The following is an 18,246-nucleotide window of genomic DNA, read 5'->3' as shown; positions in this document are numbered from 1 at the left end:
AACAACCGATAAGGAAAGACGATGTTGAAAAAAGGAATCATCACACTGGGACTGGCCTTTAGTTGCCTGCTGCCATTGGCACACGCCGAGGAAGCACCCACTGAAACAGCAGCCGCAGAATCCGTAGTACTGTACGTGGACATCAACAATGACTCTGCCGAAAAACTGGCTGACCTTCTGGACGGCGTCGGCCTGGTAAGAGCCGAAGCCATTGTGGCCTACCGCGATGAATTCGGCCCCTTTATTGCCCCTGAAGATCTGATGAACGTTCAGGGCGTTGGGCCAGCCACCCTCGAGAAGAACCGGGATCGCATTCAAGTAGGCATGACCGACGAATAACCACCGAATCAGGGATGGCACCACCGCCAGGGAACCGGCACAGACAGGCGTAGGGCCCGCAACACGCGGGAAACAGGGAAGATGGCAGGAAGCCAACACACAGCAAGGATGCATCGGACAGGGATGTTTACAGGGAAGATTCTATCTGCACAGGAAAGCAGGCTGAGGAAGATAAGCCGGCAGGGAAGCGAGCTCAAGGAGGGCATAAACCAGGGAGGGCTGAACCAGGGAAGATACGGTCAGGGACGGCGTTATCAGGGAGGATCAGCACGGATGGCCAATAACCGGTTACGGGAAGCGGTCGTCGTTATAGGACGGGAAAACTGAGGGAGCGAGGTTCACTTTGCCAGGGAGAAGGGACACCAGGAAGGTGTGACCTGAGCGGCATTCAACAACAACCGGGACATCTGATCAATGTTCCGGTTTTTTTGTGTCCGAAGGAATGTGATGGATCGCAACGAGATGGAATTTCGGTTCCCCATAAACAGAAAAAGCAGCCTAATGGCTGCTTCTTCAAATTTGGAGCGGGATTAAACGCCAGGAGCGTTTAACGACGCGCTAGCGCCCGAAGGGGCCATCACAGGGATGTGATGGATCGCAACGAGATGGAATCTCGGTTCCCATAAACAGAAGAAGCAGCCTAATGGCTGCTTCTTCAAATTTGGAGCGGGAAACGAGATTCGAACTCGCGACCCCAACCTTGGCAAGGTTGTGCTCTACCACTGAGCTATTCCCGCGTTTTTTGTCTCAAGAACACCAGTGCTCTCAAAACAGAAAAAATGGTATCCCGTAGGGGACTCGAACCCCTGTTACCGCCGTGAAAGGGCGGTGTCCTAGGCCACTAGACGAACGGGACACAGGCACTCAGCTGGTTGCTGAAAGCGGGGCAAATAATACCAACTCATCATTTGAAATCAAGGATTTTCGGTTATAAATCAACGCCCTACCCTTATGCTTAGGTATTACTCGCTTCAAACGTCTTTTGTTCATGGCGCGAATACAGTGTCTCCCAGCGCTCGCATTGCGGGCAATACCACAGCAAGGTGGTTGACTGGAAACCGCAGTGGGTACACTGGTATTGATCCGAGAGCCGCAGCTTGATCCGCTTCAGTGATTCAATCAGTACTGAGCGAGCGCGATCGCCAATGTCCTGCCGTTGCTCAATCCAGCGTTGCATTAATTCGAAAGAAGCGCCGGAGTGCACAATTTGCTCGAACTCGTTTTGCCATTGCAGGGCCCTGGGATCGTTCGGCCCAACCAAATCGAGCAATTCACTTAATATGCGATGACTTGGGTGGCGCTGATACAGCGTTTCCAGATATTTGCGAAAATTCGCCTCGCCGCCGGTTAAACGGCTAAGCCGTTTTAACGCCGGGAGTATCACATCGATGCGTCGCACATCCCGGTCGAGACCATCACGCAACCACCGGATCGCCCGGTGATAGTTGCCCTGAGTGGTATCCAGTTCGGCACTGACCAGATAGGTTCTGGCGCTGTCGGTAACCCGGCGAGCTTCTTTCAGCGCCTGACGTGCCTCGGCCGTCTGACCTTCGTGGCTTAACTTGATCGCCAGTTCGCAATAGAAGTTTGCCAGCCGGATGCTGCCCGACCCTGCCTGGCCATATTTCTGCACCAGTTCGATCGCGCGTTCCCACTCCTGCTCACGCTCCAGCACAGCAAGCCACAGGCGAAATGCCCGGGCTGAATCGAGCATACCATCGCCAACAATCATCGATTCGAGTATGGATTCAGCGTGACCGAGGAAGCCGCCGGAGAAGAAATCCTGCGCCAGCTCTACCCGCACTCTGCTGGTATCCGATTCGGATAAATCAGCTTCAAGCATAGCCTCATGCACGCGAATGGCACGGTCGATCTGGCCTCGCTTACGAAACAACTCGCCCAAGGCCAGATGGATTTCAAGGGTATCTTCGTCAACAGCCAGCCGCTCCAGCAACACATCGAGCTCACGATCCGGCTGAGCCGACAACGGTTCAAACGGATCCAACTGAAAGCGGGGGCCGGACATGGGGTTAACCAGGCGCTGAAAGGCCTGTTTCAACAGGGATATCATGCTCTACTTCCGGGCTGCCTTGCGGCCAGCAAGACGTCCAAATACCAGACCGATCAGTATGCCCATGAATAACGCCAGCACCAGCCAGACAAAGAGGGGCATCGCGGGGGTCATCCAACCCAGGAATGTCAGGGCAACGCTCTGGTTGTTACCAAAGGCCAATAGCCAGGACATCACTAGCAGAACCAGAAGAATAATTAGTCGGAGTGATCGGGCGATCATGTTTAACGCAAGCCTCCCGGCTTAGGGATGGGGTACAGGGTAACTCGTTAGTCGCTTTCGATGGCGATGTTGACCGATTCGCGCAATTCCTTACCTGGCTTGAAATGAGGCACGTACTTGCCTTCCAGAGTAACGGATTCGCCTGTTTTAGGGTTGCGCCCTACGCGGGGTGACCGGTAATGCAGAGAAAAGCTTCCAAACCCGCGAATCTCAATGCGCTCACCATCCGCCAGACTTTCAGCCATGTGATCGAGCATTGTCTTGATTGCGAGCTCGACATCCTTGACTGACAGCTGATTCTGACGGTCGACGATGCGTTCAATTAACTCGGATTTGGTCATCTTCGAACCTCCCCGGTCGGGTCTTCCTTTACGGTCAATATTTAGACTAATTCACCCTTTGAGATAACACAAGTGTTTATTTTTTAACGTTTTTTTACGGCCCATCCTAATTCGAACGGACTCCCGGCAACCACGCCACCGGCTACGCCTGCCCTTTTTATTCAAACCCTCTTTTTCACAGGCACAAAAAAACCGGCACTGGGCCGGTTTTTTCAAACAGCGCGAGTTATTAGTCGCCCTGCTCCATTTTCTGCTTGATCAGATCACCGATGGTGGTCGGACCAGAGGCTTCAACGGTCTTCTCTTTCAGGTCGCGAACCGCAACTTTCTCGTCCTGGACGTCTTTCGACTTCACAGACAGGGTAATCGCACGGTTCTTGCGGTCAACACTGATGATTTTAGCTTCAACCGAGTCGCCTTCTTTGAGCACGTTGCGAGCGTCTTCAACCTTGTCACGAGAAATTTCGGAGGCTTTCAATGTGCCTTCGACTTCGCCAGACAGGGTGATGATAGCTGCTTTGGCATCCACTTCCTTGACCGTACCGGTCACGATAGCGCCCTTGTCGTTTTCGCTGACGTATTCGGCAAACGGATCGCTGTCCAGTTGCTTGATACCCAGAGAAATGCGCTCACGCTCAGGGTCGATCGACAGGATGGTGGTTTCCAGCTCGTCACCTTTCTTGTACTTGCGTACGGCATCTTCACCGGATTCGTTCCAGCTGATGTCAGACAGGTGAACCAGGCCGTCAATGCCGCCTTCCAGACCAATGAAGATACCAAAATCGGTGATCGACTTGATCTTGCCGGAGACTTTGTCGCCCTTGTTGTAGTTGTTGGAGAAGTCTTCCCATGGGTTTACAACAGTTTGCTTGATACCCAGAGAAATACGACGACGCTCTTCATCTATGTCGAGAATCATGACTTCGATGTCGTCACCAACAGAAACCACCTTGGACGGGTGAATATTCTTGTTGGTCCAATCCATTTCAGATACGTGTACCAGACCTTCAACGCCTTCTTCCAGCTCGGCAAAGCAGCCGTAGTCGGTCAGGTTGGTAACGCGAGCCTTAACCACAGACTCTTCCGGGTAACGGCCCTTGATGTCGACCCAGGGATCTTCACCCAGTTGCTTCAGACCCAGAGATACGCGATTACGCTCACGGTCGAACTTCAGTACTTTAACGTCGATCTCATCACCCACCTGAACGATCTCGCTCGGGTGCTTGATGCGCTTCCACGCCATATCGGTGATGTGCAGCAGGCCGTCAACGCCGCCCAGGTCTACGAAAGCACCGTAGTCAGTCAGGTTCTTGACGATGCCCTTAACAACCTGGCCTTCCTGCAGGCTGGCCAGCAGCTCTTCACGCTCGGCGCTGTTGGAGGCTTCCAGTACAGCACGACGGGAAACGACGACGTTGTTACGACGACGGTCCAGCTTGATCACTTTGAAATCCAGCTCTTTGCCTTCCAGATGCGCGGTATCGCGAACCGGACGGATATCGACCAGTGAACCTGGCAGGAAAGCGCGTACAGAGCTGATATCGACGGTAAAGCCACCTTTGACCTTGCCGTTGATGATACCTTTGACTACTTCTTCCGCTTCGTAAGCTTTTTCCAGCTCAGACCAGGCTTCTGAACGCTTGGCTTTCTCACGCGACAGGCGCGTGTCACCAAAACCGTCTTCTACCGCTTCCAGGGCCACTTTAACTTCGTCGCCCACGGCCACTTCCAGTTCACCTTCTTCGCTCAGGAACTGAGAGCGAGGGATAACACCTTCAGATTTCAGGCCAGCATGTACAGTTACCCAGTCAGAGTCGATGGCGACAACGACACCGGTAACAATGGAGCCTGGCTCCATTTCAATGGTCTTTAAGCTTTCTTCAAAAAGTTCGGCGAAAGATTCAGTCATTCGATTAAATGTCCCAATGATTAACGGCCTGTGGTGTGAGGAGTGCGACTCTCTCGTAAATACAGACCTTTCCGCACGCCAGCCCGCACGGGTCAACCCAACATATCCTGGAGCCGCTTTGCTGGAACTGCGGTCTGCCAGGGTCTTTGCTACGTCCAAATCCGGTCCGAAAACCGAATCGAAAATAGCGGAAATCAGGAGCGCGTATTATACGGATTAAGCGCCCGGAACCAAGGGGTACAACCCTTTTTTTGGCCAGATCCGGGTTAAATCCGGCCTAATCCCTGTAAATTCTCGTTGATAAGCCGATTCAGCGGGCTCAACGACTCACCAGACCGCGGTCTGCTGCTTGCTGCAGAACGCGTTCGAGAACCGCCTCGATGCTCAGTTCTGTCGTGTCGATAACCAGCGCGCCTTCAGCTGGCTTCAGTGGGGCGACTGTGCGATTGCGATCGCGTTCGTCCCGCTCGTTAATGTCTTGCAGCACCTGATCGTACTCAACAACGTTTCCGCCCTGCTCCAATTGCAGCACCCGGCGACGGGCCCGTTCGTCGCTGGTGGCAGTGAGGAATATCTTGAGCGGTGCATCGGTAAAGACTACCGTGCCCATATCTCGACCATCGGCGATCAGCCCAGGTTCGATCCGAAAGGCGCGCTGGCGGCGCAGTAGCGCGTCTCTGACCCGGGAGAAGGCGGCCACACGTGAAGCGTTCGAGCCGACTTCTTCAGTCCGAATTTGCCGGGTAACATCGTCACCTTCCAATAAAATTGTGACGGCGGCACCGTCTTCCTGCTGAAAACGAATGTCCAGGTGTTCGGCAATCACGGCCAGGGCGGATTCATTATCAAAATCAACGCCATGATTCATTGCCGCCAGGGCGGCCAGACGATACAGGGCACCGGAGTCGAGGTAGTGCCAGCCGAGGTGTTTGGCCAGCAGACCGCTGACGGTGCCCTTTCCAACGCCACCAGGCCCATCCAGGGTGATAACGGGAGCTTTGGATAACATAATCAATCCTCTACGGTCACCGAATAGCCAAGTGCCAGTGCATGCTCGGCAAAATCCGGATAGGCGCCTAATACGCGCCCTGAATTTCGAATAATGACGGGTCGCAACGCCGTCTGCGCAGCGACCACGTAGGCAAGTGCCACTCTGTGGTCACCGCCGCAATCAACAATACCGCCGTCCAGAGGTCGATCGTTCCGACCCCGGATTATGACGGCATCTCCTTTCAATTCTATGTCGGCGCCCAGAGTGGTCAGTCCTTCCACCATGGTTTTCAGCCGGTCAGTCTCTTTGTATCGCAATTCACGAACGCCGCTGAACCGGGAGACCCCCTCTGCCTGAGTCGCCAGAACGAAGAGCAGCGGGTACTCATCGATCAATAGCCCGGAGACGTCTGCCGCCCCTTCAGTCGCGACGAGCGGCGCGTAGTTTACCTGAAGATCCGCCACAGGCTCACCCCCAAGGTCACGATTGTTGGTCAATTCAATGCGGGCGCCCATACGCCCCATCACGTTAAGCAGCCCGACACGACTCGGGTTGACACCAACCCCGGACAAGGTGACCTCGGAACCGGGAACCAGGCTGGCCGCCGCCAGATGCACGGCGGCAAGGGAAAAATCACCGGGTACGTCGCACTGGAAGCCAGCCCACTGGGGGGTAGATGCCAGTTCAATGACCCCCGCCTCAGCGTGAACCGGACACCCCAGTCGGGCCAATAACACTTCGGTATGGTTCCGGCTGGGGCCTGCTTCCTGTAAACGCATCGAAACACCGGAACACAGCCCGGCAAACAGCAACGCCGTTTTTACCTGAGCACTGGCCATCGGCAGTTTATAGTCGAGCGGTTTCAGGGCTTCGGCAGGATGAATAACGATGGGCGCTGTCTTTCGTGGCGACAGGTCGATGCGAGCGCCCATCGACTGCAAAGGCTGTTGAATTCGATCCATCGGCCGCTGGCTCAGCGAGGCGTCACCAATCAGCTCGCTGCTAAACGACTGGGCACTGAGCACACCCGCCATCAGTCGCATCGAGGTGGCAGAATTCCCCATATACAAAGGGCTGTCCGCTGCCTTTAGCCCCCGGCGACCCACACCGGTCACCTGCACACAACCGGCATCGTCTGCCTCGATGCAAACGCCCAGCTTACGCAGGGCTTCCAGCGTGGTGCGGTTATCGTGGCCGTTGCCAAAGCCCCGGAGCTCACTCTGGCCTTCAGCCAGGGCAGCCAGAATAACAGCACGATGGGAAATGGAGCGATCACCGGGCACGGCCACCGCTCCGGCCAGGCCCGCGCGAACCGGCGCCGCGATCAGATTCTTGCGAATGTCGTCGGTATGACGCTGACGGCTGCTGAGAATTTCAGTGAAATAGTCCCGGGCAGACTTGGCACGACCGAACACGGACTTGAGCGTTGCGCCCTCCCGGTGCTCGATGGCGTCAGCCAGGACGTTCAGATCGGATTGGAATCGACGCAGGATGTTGAGCGTCGCCTCGCGGTTTGACAGGAACACGTCGTGCCACATAGTGGGATCCGAAGCGGCAATGCGGGTGAAGTCCCTAAAGCCACCGGCGGCATACCGGAATATCTCCCGGTTTTCGGATTCCCGGGCCAGCGTATCGACCAGCGAAAAGGCGAGCAGATGCGGCAGGTGACTGGTAGCGGCCAGCACTTCATCGTGACGCGACACCGACATGGTCACCACATCCGCACCCACAGACTGCCAGAGACGGGTCAGTAACTGGACCGCCTCTGCGGACGAGGTTGGCAGGGGTGTCAGTATCAGCAGGTGATGGTCAAACAGATCGGATTTGGCAGCGGCCAGACCTGAACGTTCAGCCCCGGCAATGGGGTGGCCCGGCACGAAGCCTGCAGGCAGCACTCCCAGCGCGTCGCGGGCGGCATCTACCACAGCCCCCTTTACGCTACCCACATCAGAAATGACGGTATCGGCACTGAGCCAGGGTTTCAGTTGGGTCAGCACAGGCCCCATGGCCAGCACCGGCACGGCGAGAATCACGGCATCAAAGGTGGTATTCAAATCGGGAAAGGAGACGGCCTCATCCACAATGCCCATGGCCCTGGCTTTGTCGGCGACGCCCGGCTGGGCATCCAGCCCAATCACCGTCGCCGCTTGCGACAGACAGAGGGCTTTGGCAAAGGATGCGCCAATCATCCCCAGGCCAACAATCAGTACCCGGGGCTTCGCTGCAGGCGTCGTCATGGCGCCACCCTCAGCCACAGACCACCTGTACAGCTCATAGTGTCTCCTCTATTTCCCTGCAGAGCGACCAACACGCGAACCCCAGCCCGACGTTCAAACACTGCCAGTGAATTATAAAACCGCCTTGGGGTATGACCCGAGCACCTTGACTTCAACCGCCTTTTCACGAATCTCAGCCAGCGCCCGCTTAACGTTCTCGCTGCCAAGGTGGCCGGAAAAATCGATAAAGAACACGTAGGTCCAATTGCCCGAGGGCGATGGCCGGGTTTCCAGCCGGGTCATATCTACGTTGTGGTCATTGAAGGGCCGCAGCAAATGGTAGAGTGCACCCGGCTCATTACGCATCGAGACTACGATGGACGTTTTATCTTCACCGGAGGTGCCCACCTCTTCGGTGCCAATAATCAGGAACCGGGTCGAGTTGTCGGGCGAGTCTTCAATCTTTTGCTCAATGATGTCCAGGTCGTAAAGACTGGCCGCCATTTCACCGGCAATGGCCGCTGAGTTCCACTCGCCATGAACCCGACGCGCTGCCTCAGCATTGCTATTAACGGCGATGCGCTCGGCCATCGGCATGTGGGCATCGAGCCACTTGCGGCACTGCGCAAGTGATTGCTGATGGCTGTAAATGCGTGAAATTTTACCGCGCTGGGTATTGGGCCCAACCATCAGATGATGATGAATGCGCAGCTCGACTTCACCGCAGATTTTCAGATTTGAGTTGATGAACGTATCCAGGGTGTGGTTCACCACACCTTCCGTCGAGTTTTCGACCGGTACCACGCCATACTTGCAGGCGCCGGCTTCAACTTCACGGAAAACCTCATCGATGGCGGGCATGGGTTTGGATTGCACCCACTGGCCAAAGTGCTTCAGCGTTGCTTGCTGGGTGAAGGTGCCTTCCGGTCCGAGGTAGGCCACTTCAAGCGGCTTCTCAAGCGCCAGGCACGCCGACATAATTTCGCGAAACAAGCGCGCCATGTCTTCATTACCCAGCGGGCCCTGGTTGCGTTCCATCACCCGGGTCAGCACCTGGGCTTCACGCTCGGGGCGATAAAAAACGGCATTGTCCGGATCGGCCTTGAGTTTCACATCGGCAACTTTTAAAGCGCAATGCGCCCGGGCAGAAATCCGCTCCAGAATTTCCAGATCGAGACGGTCAATGACCTCGCGCAACTGCGCCAGATCGAGCGAATCGATTTCATCAGCTTTGGGGGGACGTTGCTCAGCCATGACGTTGCTCGAACTCCTTCATGTAAGAGACCAGCGCTTCAACGCCCGCCAGCGGCATAGCGTTGTAGATGCTGGCGCGCATGCCACCCACACTGCGGTGGCCTTGCAAATTGTAAAGCCCAGCTTCCTGAGCGCCAGCCAGGAAGGTATCGTTCAATCGCTCATCCGACAGTATAAAGGGCACATTCATGCGCGAACGGTGCGGGGTCGAAATCGGATTGGAATAGAAACCGCTGTCATCAATGACCCGATACAGCAAACCGGATTTTTCGGCATTCAATCGCTCAAATGCCTCGACTCCGCCCTGACTCTCGAGCCATTCGAACACCAGATTCGACAGATAGATGGCAAAGGTCGGCGGTGTATTAACCATCGACCCGTTCTCGGCCTGAGCCTGATAGTCGAGCAATGAGGGGGTACCCGGCAACGCCTTGCCCAATAGAGAACGGCGCACTATCACCAGTGTCAGACCGGCCGGGCCAATGTTCTTCTGGGCGCCAGCGTAAATCAGATCGAAGTCGTTAACATCGATGGTTTTCGACAAAATGCAGGACGACATGTCCGCGACCAGCGGCACAGAACCCGAGTCCGGAACGTAATCGAACTCGACACCGCCAATGGTCTCATTGGGGGTGTAATGCAAATAGGCAGCATCGCGGCTTGCAGTGAATTCATCGGCGCGCACGGCCCGAAGATAGTTTTCGGTTTTTGTCGATGCCAGCACCCGGGCGTCACCGTAACGGGCGGCTTCTTTGATGGCCTTGACCGACCAGGTCCCGGTATCAAGAAACTCGGCTGCGCCACCACGCCCCATCAGGTTCATGGGCACACAGGAAAATTGCAAGGTGGCACCGCCCTGCACAAAGAGCACGGCAAAGTCGTCGGAAACGCCCAGCAAGCGCCGCAACCGGGATTCAGCCGAAGTCAGTACACCGACAAACTCGTCAGACCGGTGCGACAACTCCATCACCGACATGCCGGTGCCCTGCCACTCCATCAATTCCTGTTGCGCCCGCTGCATCACGGCATCGGGCAACATCGCAGGCCCAGAACAAAAATTGTATCCCCGGGTCATCGCTCGCGTTCCTGGTCTGATTAATCATGCCGTCTAACCGACGGCGTTACTCACTATTATTGCGGATCTTCGGTATCCGTATCGTCCGCAACGTCACCTGCATCGTCCGGGTCATTGCCATCCGGCTCGCCCGGTGAGGCGGCAACGATCTCTGAATCCGGCGTCTCGGCGACGTCGAGAACCGACTCGTCTTCAGCAGGCTCTTCAATGCGTTCGATACTGACCAGGTGCTCGTCATCGGCCAGGCGAATCAGAGTAACACCCTGGGTGTTACGGCTGAGTACGGAAATGCCCTCAACTGAGGTGCGCACCAGCGTGCCCTGGTCGCTGATCAACATGACTTCATCGCCATCAAAGACCTGCTTAGCGCCCACCAGCGCCCCATTGCGCTCGCTGGTAACCATGGCTATCACACCCTGGGTACCGCGGCCCTTGGTCGGGAATTCGCTGATGTCTGTGCGCTTGCCATAACCACGCTCAGAAGCCGTGATGATGGTGCCACCTGCTTGTGGAATGATGAGTGAAATAACAGACTGGCCAGCACCCAAACGAATGCCGCGTACGCCGCGCGCGGTGCGGCCCATCGCACGAACATGATCTTCACTGAAACGGACCACCTTGCCCGCGTCGGACAACAGCATCACTTCTTTCTTGCCATCGGTCAGTGCGACTCCGACCAGGCGGTCACCCTCGTCCAGAGACAAAGCGATCAAACCGGCTGAGCGCGGCCGCGAGAACGCATCCAGTGTCGTCTTTTTAACGGTACCACTGGCAGTGGCCATAAAGATGAAGTGATCGGCATCGTAATTACGAATAGGCAGAATAGCCGTCACTCGCTCATCAGGCTCCAGCGGCAATAAATTCACCATCGGTCGACCGCGAGCGTTTCGACTGGCTTGCGGAATCTCAAAGACACGCAGCCAATACACCTTACCTCGGTTGCTGAAACACAACACGGTGTCGTGGGTGTTGGCGACCAGCAAGTGCTCAATAAAGTCGTCGTCTTTCAGGGCAGACGCCGAACGGCCCTTACCGCCACGACGCTGTGCTTCGTAGTCAGTCAACGGCTGCGTCTTGGCGTAACCGCCGTGGGAAATGGTAACCACCATGTCTTCTTCTGTGATCAGATCTTCCATCGACAGGTCGAGACGGCTGGCGATGATTTCGGATTTCCGCTCGTCACCGTACTGGGCTTTCACTTCCAGCAATTCTTCGTGTATGACTTCCATCAGGCGCTCATAGCTGTCGAGAATGCGCAGCAGTTCGCCAATGGTGTCGATAATCTGCTTGTACTCGCCAATCAGCTTCTCGTGTTCCAGACCGGTCAGCTTCTGCAGACGCATGTCGAGAATTTGCTGAGCCTGTTCGGGCGACAAATGGTAGCGGTTATCGTGCACACCGAATTGCTCGTCAAGGTCCTCAGGGCGGGAAATATCGGAGCCGGCACGCTCCAGCATGGCCGAAACTTCACCCAGCTCCCAGCTTTGCGAGAGCATCCGTTCTTTGGCTTCCGCACCGGTGGCAGAACCGCGAATCAACTCGATCATCCGGTCAATGTTGGCCAGCGCAATCGCCAGACCTTCCAGAATATGGCCGCGTTGCCGGGCTTTTCGCAGTTCGAAAATGGTCCGGCGCGTCACCACTTCACGGCGGTGACGGATAAAGGCTTCCAGCAGCTCTTTCAGGTTCAGAATGCGCGGCTGGCCATCGACCAGCGCCACGGTATTGATGCCGAATACGGTTTCCAGCTGGGTCTGGGCGTAAAGGTTGTTCAGAACCACATCGCCGGACTCGCCGCGCTTCAGATCGATGGCGATGCGCAAGCCGTCTTTATCGGACTCGTCACGCAGTTCAGAAATGCCTTCAATCTTCTTCTCTTTTACCAGGTCGGCAATCTTCTCGATCAGCCGGGCCTTGTTCACCTGATAGGGAATTTCATGAACGATGATGCTTTCGCGGCTGGTTTTCGGGTCAACAACGACTTCAGCGCGAGCCCGAATATAAATGCGCCCTCGACCGGTGCGGTAGGCTTCAACGATGCCCTTGCGACCGTTAATGATGGCGCCGGTCGGGAAATCTGGCCCGGTGATGTGCTCCATCAGGTCATCGACCGTCAGATCCGGGTTTTCCATCAGTGCCAGGCAACCAGCGATGACTTCACTGATGTTGTGGGGCGGGATGTTCGTCGCCATACCCACCGCAATGCCCGATGAGCCGTTGATCAGCAGGTTCGGCACGCGGGTCGGCAGGACTTCAGGGATCAGCTCGGTGCCGTCGTAGTTTTCGACGAAGTCGACGGTTTCTTTTTCCAGGTCGGCCAGCAAATCATGCGCCAGCCGCTCCATACGGATTTCTGTGTAACGCATGGCGGCGGCCGAGTCACCGTCGACCGAGCCAAAGTTACCCTGGCCATCGACCAGGGTATAGCGCATGGCAAAGTCCTGCGCCATCCGCACGATGGTGTCGTAGACAGCAGAGTCACCGTGGGGGTGATACTTACCAATAACGTCACCGACCACACGGGCGGATTTTTTGTAGGGTTTGTTCCAGTCATTACCCAACACGCTCATGGCAAAGAGCACGCGGCGGTGCACTGGTTTCAGGCCATCGCGTACATCGGGCAATGCCCGCCCGACAATCACGCTCATCGCGTAGTCGAGGTAAGACTGTTTCAGTTCCTCTTCGATATTAACGTTGAGGATTTCTTTGGCTAGCTCACCCATGCGGTACCGTATCCTTTATGTTCAGTCAGTCGCTCTGCTGCGGCCTGAAGCCGGTGCCTGAGCGGCGTAAAACAGGGCGAAATCATACCACAAATCAATGAGATAGATAGCCATCCGCCGGGCAGAGAGACTGGTTGCCAGCCGCTGTGCAGGCTCGAATTCTGACCACCTTCCAGCAGCCCACTGGTGATCGAACGCCCAAGCCACTAGAATGCCGCATTAATCTGACTCATCAGACAGGTCCCGGTCGGTACCAGTAGCTCGCAACGACACAGGCCACCGGATCACCCGAGTCGAAAACACATCGAACTTCGCTAAACAGGCAGACCTTCATGCAAACAGTCGACACTCTTATCCACGCCCGCTGGATCATTCCCGTCAACCCGGCCCGCGACGTTCTGGTCGATCACAGCCTGGCGGTCAAAGACGGCAAGATCGCTGCCATACTCCCCACTGCAGACGCCAACGCCCAATACCAGGCCGCCGACACGCTGGACCTGGGTGAACAGGCGCTGATACCCGGCTTTATCAATGCCCATGGCCACGCCGCTATGTCGCTGTTTCGCGGCCTGGGCGACGACCTGGAGCTGATGACCTGGCTCAACGATCACATCTGGCCAGCCGAAGGGGCCTGGGTGGGTGAAGATTTCGTGGGTGACGGCACCGAACTGGCCATCGCCGAGATGATTCGCTCCGGCACCACCACCTTTGCCGACAACTACTTCTTTCCGGATTCAGCCGCCCAGCGCGTCGAAAAGGCTGGCGTACGAGCCCAGTTCTCGTTTTCGGTCATCGACTTCCCGACCAACTGGGCCAAAACTCCCGATGAACACATTGATCTGGGCATGGAGCTGGTTGCCAAATACAAAGACAGCAAACTGGTCAAAATGATGTTCGGCCCGCATGCACCCTACACCTGCTCGGATGAACCTCTGACCCGCATTCGTGATCTGGCCAAAGAACACCAGCTGATGATCCAGATGCACGTGCACGAGACCCAGACCGAAGTCGACGGTGAAATCGAAAAACGCGGCAACCGCCCGGTACGTCGGCTGCGCGAGCTCGGCCTGCTGACCGACCAGTTCCAGGCCGTTCACATGACCGCCCTGAATGAAGACGACATTAACGACATCGCTGAGACCGGCGCGCACATCATTCACTGCCCCGAATCCAACCTGAAGCTCGCCAGCGGTTTCTGCCCGGTCGATGCGTTGCAGAAACGCGGCGTGAACGTAGCGCTGGGCACCGACGGCGCGGCCAGTAACAACGACCTCGACATGATGAGCGAAATGCGCACTGCCGCCATTCTGGCCAAGGCCGTCAGCCAGAGCGCCACCGCCCTGCCCGCCTATGAAGCGCTGGCCATGGCCACCCTGAACGGCGCCAAAGCCATGGGCTGGGATCAGGACATCGGCAGCCTGGAAGTTGGCAAAGAAGCTGACATCACTGCCATTCGTCTCGATGATCTGGAAAGCCAGCCCATTTACGACCCGGTGTCACACATTGTGTATGCCTCCAGTCGCGACCAGGTCACCAACGTATGGGTGAGTGGCAAGCGCCTGCTGAACGATCGTGAGCTGACGACGCTCGACAAGGACGCTATCATGGCCAACGCTCGTCAGTGGCGTGACCGCATCGCTGCCGGCAAATAAACTAGCCAGCGGCTTCGCCCCGTGCTGCACTCCTCCGGGTACAGCGGCACGGACGCGACACTCGTGATCATCCCGCCGGATGGCTCCAGAAACCTGATGCAGGAAACACCGTGACGCACAACGTTGACCCGTCTGAAATCGCCAAATTCGAAGCCCTGGCCAGTCGCTGGTGGGATCCGGACTCCGAATTCAAGCCACTGCACGCCATGAACCCGGTACGCGCCGGCTACATCGATGAACACCTGAACATCGCCGGCAAAAACGTACTCGACATCGGCTGCGGTGGTGGCATTTTGACTGAAGCGCTGGCTCACCGAGGCGCCCGGGTTACCGGCATCGACATGACCGATGCACCCTTAAAAGTCGCGCGCTTGCACGCACTCGACAGCGGACTCGAAGGCATAGACTACCGGCAAATGACCGCCGAAGCCCTGGCCGAGGAAGCTCCGGGTCAGTTCGACGCCATCACCTGCATGGAAATGCTGGAACACGTGCCCGACCCGACCTCGATCATGGCGGCCATTCAACGCCTACTCAAGCCGGGTGGTTATGCATTTTTCTCGACCATCAACCGCAACCCCAAAGCCTGGTTGATGGCGATAGTCGGTGCCGAATACGTGCTGCGGCTGCTGCCCAAGGGCACCCACGACTACAAGAAACTGATTCGCCCCTCGGAATTGAAGCGCTGGGCTGAACAGCACGAATTGAAGGCGCTCGATCTGCGCGGCATTCATTACAACCCGCTCAGCAACCGCTTCAGCCTGAACACCGATGTGTCCGTCAATTACCTGATGGCCTGCCGTAAAGCGGAAGCCTCATGACGGCACGCAAAGGCCTGCTGTTTGATCTCGACGGCACCCTGCTCGATTCCGCACCGGCCTTCATGGCCGCCATGGATGCCTATGCGGATCAGGTCGGGTTACCACGGCTGACCGAACACCGCGAGCACTTCGCTTCCGCCGGTGCCCGGGCCGCGATCCGTGAGATTCATCAGATGACCCCCGAGCACCCCCGGTTTCACCAGCGGCGGGCCGACTTCCTGGCCCTGTTTCTGGACACACCGGTTACCCTGAACAGCTGGTACCCGGGCATCCGCGACTGGCTGCTGGAGCTCAACCGCGACGGCATTCCCTGGGGCATCGTGACCAATAAACCGAGACCCCATACCGAGAAAGTGCTGACGGAGCTGCTCGAACTGGAACCACCGGCCCTGGTGTGCCAGGGCGACCTGCCCACCATCAAGCCCGACCCGGCCATGCTCTGGGCCGCTAGCGACCAGCTCGGACTGGCACCGGAGCACTGCCTTTACGCCGGTGATCACGAGCGCGATGTTCAGGCTGGTCAGGCGGCCCGAATGCACACCCTGGCCTGCACCTTTGGCTATCTGCATGAAGAAGATCAACCCGATCGCTGGGGTGCTCACGGTTTGGTACACACCCCGCTTGAACTGAAACACACAGCAACCCAATGGCTGACACAGACATGACACAACCGGAACCCGGCACACAGCTTTCCCGCACCGACCTCACTTTGGACCTCCTGCACCAGGCCCAAAACAGCGATGCCCTGGCCGGCCAGGTGATTGTTGTCACCGGGGCCGGTGACGGCATTGGCAAGGCCGCCGCCCTGGATTTTGCCAGCGCCGGTGCCCAGGTGGTGCTGATTGGCCGCACCCAGGAAAAACTCGAAGCGGTGTACGATCAGATTGAAGCCACGACCCAGACCGAACCGATCATCCTGCCGCTCGACCTGAATGAACTGACCACCGAGTCGGCTCAGGAACTGGCCCACGGCATCGAGCAAACCTACGGCCGGCTCGATGGCCTGGTACTCAACGCCTCGTTGCTCGGCGATAAAATGTCCATCGCTCAGTACCCGCCAAAGGTCTGGAGCTCGGTGATGAACGTTAATCTCAACAGTGCCTTCCATATGACGCAGGCACTGCTGCCACTGCTCGAAGCAGGCCCGAATGGCCGCATTATCTTCACCACCTCGAGTGTGGGTCGTGAAGGCCGGGCCTATTGGGGTGCCTACGCCGTCTCCAAATTTGCTACCGAAGGGCTGATGCAAACCCTGGCGGATGAACTGCAGAACACCTCCCGCGTTCGAGTGCACTGCATCAACCCCGGCGGTACTCGCACCGGCATGCGTGCCAAGGCTTACCCCGGCGAAGACCCCCAAACCGTGCCATCACCCGAGGTGCACATGCCGCTGTACCGCTACTTGCTCAGCCCGAACAGCCAACCCTTCAACGGAATATCATGGGACGCCAGGGATTTTCTGACCCAATAGCTAAGACTACGCGTCTGCCATGGCGGGGCATGACGGACGCGACAAAATCCCGCCACTGCCGCTAATCCAAATAGCGGCAACTCTTGTCCGATCCGCCAACGCACTGACGCCACTCGCCGCAAGCCCTTGTTTTATAATGACTTTTAAACTTGGCACACTAATCGCTTAGCAAGCGTTAACTCCTGTAATCGGCAACGACATCATGCCCAGCAGCTTCAGCCAAACGCCAACCTGGCAAGAACGCAAGACCGTGAAATCGACAAAAGCCGGTTTATCAGCGGTCGATACGCCAACCGCGGACCAACTCAAGGATTTCCGGCTGCATTTAATGATGCACCTGCAAACCTCACTGGATACCGAGCAGTTGCTGCGTACCTTCTTCACCGAAGTTCAGCACCTGATTCCGCTGACCGGTTGCGACTACCTCAATGGCGATGCCGGTCTGTCCCTGCATATGGGCACACCGGGTCGACACCGCTGCAACTATCAGCTCAGCCTGAATGACGAGCAGTATGGCGAGATAACCTTTACGCACCGGCTGCGCCTGGCCGAACAGGACCTGACCTTGCTTGAATCGATCATGGACACCCTGATCTACCCATTGCGCAACAGCCTCACGCACCGCAAGGCCATAGCCACCGCCATGATCGACCCGCTGACCGGGCTCAGCAATCGCGGCGCCATGGCCATCACCCTGAACCGGGAGATCGACCGCAGCCGCCGCCTGCAGCAAGACATGAGCGTGCTGATGATCGACATTGACCACTTCAAACAGCTGAACGACCGCTATGGTCACCTGGCCGGCGATGACGTGCTGCGCAACGTCGCCCGGGCACTGGAAGACTGCGTTCGCGCCTGCGATGCCTGTTTTCGGTTTGGGGGAGAAGAGTTTCTGGTGCTGCTGTCGAATTCCAACCTGCCGCTGGCACGTCAGGTCGCTGAACGCATCCGGCAAACGATTCAGACCGTGTGCCGCTCGCCAGATCCGAAAAAGCCCATCACGGTCAGTGTTGGCCTGGCCCATTATGAGAACGAGAACGACTGGCCCGAGCTGGTCACCCGGGCCGACAAGGCTCTGTATCAGGCCAAGGCTGCCGGCCGTAACCGGGTAGTCGCCAGCCACGTCCGTAACCATGAGGGAGAGTGGGTCTAAGCTGGCCT

The 18,246-nt window shown here is 57.0% G+C and carries 15 protein-coding genes and 2 tRNA genes; 6 read left to right on the top strand and 11 right to left on the bottom strand.

The window, feature by feature from the left end; all coding sequences use genetic code 11:
* The first annotated feature begins 21 nt into the window (after positions 1-21).
* On the top strand, positions 22-339 hold the full coding sequence (locus ABJT94_RS10125; protein ID WP_348475458.1) for a helix-hairpin-helix domain-containing protein: 318 nt from the start codon (positions 22-24) through the stop codon (positions 337-339).
* Positions 340-1,001: 662 nt separating this feature from the next.
* On the opposite strand, the gene ABJT94_RS10120 is transcribed toward ABJT94_RS10125, so the two are convergent.
* The 11 genes from ABJT94_RS10120 to gyrA form a co-directional block, all read right to left on the bottom strand.
* Positions 1,002-1,076: transfer RNA gene (locus ABJT94_RS10120), tRNA-Gly, on the bottom strand.
* Positions 1,077-1,119: 43 nt separating this feature from the next.
* Positions 1,120-1,195, bottom strand: a tRNA-Glu gene (locus tag ABJT94_RS10115).
* Between the two features lie 99 nt (positions 1,196-1,294).
* Positions 1,295-2,410: a hypothetical protein gene (locus ABJT94_RS10110; protein WP_348475459.1), complete on the bottom strand. Its 1,116-nt coding sequence runs from the start codon at positions 2,408-2,410 to the stop codon at positions 1,295-1,297.
* 3 nt (positions 2,411-2,413) lie between these two features.
* On the bottom strand, positions 2,414-2,584 hold the full coding sequence (locus tag ABJT94_RS10105; RefSeq protein ID WP_348475460.1) for a lipopolysaccharide assembly protein LapA domain-containing protein: 171 nt from the start codon (positions 2,582-2,584) through the stop codon (positions 2,414-2,416).
* A 95-nt stretch (positions 2,585-2,679) separates the two neighbouring features.
* Positions 2,680-2,973: an integration host factor subunit beta gene (gene ihfB / locus ABJT94_RS10100; RefSeq protein ID WP_127555208.1), complete on the bottom strand. Its 294-nt coding sequence runs from the start codon at positions 2,971-2,973 to the stop codon at positions 2,680-2,682.
* 229 nt (positions 2,974-3,202) lie between these two features.
* A complete protein-coding gene (gene rpsA, locus ABJT94_RS10095; RefSeq protein WP_127555207.1) occupies positions 3,203-4,882 on the bottom strand; it encodes a 30S ribosomal protein S1 in 1,680 nt (559 codons plus the stop codon).
* Between the two features lie 319 nt (positions 4,883-5,201).
* Positions 5,202-5,891: a (d)CMP kinase gene (gene cmk, locus ABJT94_RS10090; RefSeq protein ID WP_348475461.1), complete on the bottom strand. Its 690-nt coding sequence runs from the start codon at positions 5,889-5,891 to the stop codon at positions 5,202-5,204.
* A gap of 2 nt (positions 5,892-5,893) precedes the next feature.
* Positions 5,894-8,110: a 3-phosphoshikimate 1-carboxyvinyltransferase gene (gene aroA / locus ABJT94_RS10085; RefSeq protein WP_348475462.1), complete on the bottom strand. Its 2,217-nt coding sequence runs from the start codon at positions 8,108-8,110 to the stop codon at positions 5,894-5,896.
* A 111-nt stretch (positions 8,111-8,221) separates the two neighbouring features.
* Complete coding sequence (gene pheA / locus ABJT94_RS10080) at positions 8,222-9,343, bottom strand: prephenate dehydratase (RefSeq protein ID WP_348475463.1); 1,122 nt, start codon at positions 9,341-9,343, stop codon at positions 8,222-8,224.
* On the bottom strand, positions 9,336-10,418 hold the full coding sequence (serC, locus tag ABJT94_RS10075; RefSeq protein ID WP_348475464.1) for a 3-phosphoserine/phosphohydroxythreonine transaminase: 1,083 nt from the start codon (positions 10,416-10,418) through the stop codon (positions 9,336-9,338). Before serC ends, pheA begins: the two co-directional genes overlap by 8 nt.
* A gap of 56 nt (positions 10,419-10,474) precedes the next feature.
* Positions 10,475-13,141 (bottom strand): DNA gyrase subunit A, encoded by a 2,667-nt coding sequence (gyrA, locus tag ABJT94_RS10070; RefSeq protein WP_348475465.1) that lies wholly within the window; start codon positions 13,139-13,141, stop codon positions 10,475-10,477.
* A 332-nt stretch (positions 13,142-13,473) separates the two neighbouring features.
* On the opposite strand from gyrA, the gene ABJT94_RS10065 reads away from it, so the two are divergent.
* From ABJT94_RS10065 to ABJT94_RS10045, 5 genes are all read left to right on the top strand, one after another.
* Positions 13,474-14,793: a TRZ/ATZ family hydrolase gene (locus ABJT94_RS10065; RefSeq protein ID WP_348475466.1), complete on the top strand. Its 1,320-nt coding sequence runs from the start codon at positions 13,474-13,476 to the stop codon at positions 14,791-14,793.
* Between the two features lie 110 nt (positions 14,794-14,903).
* On the top strand, positions 14,904-15,614 hold the full coding sequence (gene ubiG / locus ABJT94_RS10060; RefSeq protein ID WP_348475467.1) for a bifunctional 2-polyprenyl-6-hydroxyphenol methylase/3-demethylubiquinol 3-O-methyltransferase UbiG: 711 nt from the start codon (positions 14,904-14,906) through the stop codon (positions 15,612-15,614).
* Complete coding sequence (locus tag ABJT94_RS10055) at positions 15,611-16,279, top strand: HAD-IA family hydrolase (protein ID WP_348475468.1); 669 nt, start codon at positions 15,611-15,613, stop codon at positions 16,277-16,279. The genes ubiG and ABJT94_RS10055 overlap by 4 nt, the downstream gene beginning before the upstream one ends.
* Positions 16,276-17,085, top strand: coding sequence for a YciK family oxidoreductase (locus ABJT94_RS10050; protein ID WP_348475469.1), 810 nt, complete (start codon positions 16,276-16,278; stop codon positions 17,083-17,085). Before ABJT94_RS10055 ends, ABJT94_RS10050 begins: the two co-directional genes overlap by 4 nt.
* Positions 17,086-17,287: 202 nt before the next feature.
* Entirely contained in the window at positions 17,288-18,238 is a 951-nt protein-coding gene (locus ABJT94_RS10045) for a GGDEF domain-containing protein (protein ID WP_348475470.1), read from the top strand.
* Positions 18,239-18,246: the final 8 nt, after the last annotated feature.

The organism is Saccharospirillum sp., from assembly GCF_039982735.1.
GTDB lineage: Bacteria > Pseudomonadota > Gammaproteobacteria > Pseudomonadales > Natronospirillaceae > Saccharospirillum.
The sequence above is the reverse complement of the archived record's forward strand: the minus strand, read 5'-3'. Positions and strand labels throughout refer to the sequence as shown.

Coding starts and splice junctions, on each gene's coding strand:
- ABJT94_RS10110 (WP_348475459.1), bottom strand. CDS start 2,410: ATGATATCCCTGTTGAAACAGGCCTTTCAGCGCCTGGTTAACCCCATG.
- ABJT94_RS10065 (WP_348475466.1), top strand. CDS start 13,474: ATGCAAACAGTCGACACTCTTATCCACGCCCGCTGGATCATTCCCGTC.
- aroA (WP_348475462.1), bottom strand. CDS start 8,110: ATGACGACGCCTGCAGCGAAGCCCCGGGTACTGATTGTTGGCCTGGGG.
- serC (WP_348475464.1), bottom strand. CDS start 10,418: ATGACCCGGGGATACAATTTTTGTTCTGGGCCTGCGATGTTGCCCGAT.
- pheA (WP_348475463.1), bottom strand. CDS start 9,343: ATGGCTGAGCAACGTCCCCCCAAAGCTGATGAAATCGATTCGCTCGAT.
- ABJT94_RS10045 (WP_348475470.1), top strand. CDS start 17,288: ATGCCCAGCAGCTTCAGCCAAACGCCAACCTGGCAAGAACGCAAGACC.
- cmk (WP_348475461.1), bottom strand. CDS start 5,891: ATGTTATCCAAAGCTCCCGTTATCACCCTGGATGGGCCTGGTGGCGTT.
- ABJT94_RS10125 (WP_348475458.1), top strand. CDS start 22: ATGTTGAAAAAAGGAATCATCACACTGGGACTGGCCTTTAGTTGCCTG.
- ABJT94_RS10055 (WP_348475468.1), top strand. CDS start 15,611: ATGACGGCACGCAAAGGCCTGCTGTTTGATCTCGACGGCACCCTGCTC.
- ihfB (WP_127555208.1), bottom strand. CDS start 2,973: ATGACCAAATCCGAGTTAATTGAACGCATCGTCGACCGTCAGAATCAG.
- ABJT94_RS10050 (WP_348475469.1), top strand. CDS start 16,276: ATGACACAACCGGAACCCGGCACACAGCTTTCCCGCACCGACCTCACT.
- ABJT94_RS10105 (WP_348475460.1), bottom strand. CDS start 2,584: ATGTCCTGGCTATTGGCCTTTGGTAACAACCAGAGCGTTGCCCTGACA.
- gyrA (WP_348475465.1), bottom strand. CDS start 13,141: ATGGGTGAGCTAGCCAAAGAAATCCTCAACGTTAATATCGAAGAGGAA.
- rpsA (WP_127555207.1), bottom strand. CDS start 4,882: ATGACTGAATCTTTCGCCGAACTTTTTGAAGAAAGCTTAAAGACCATT.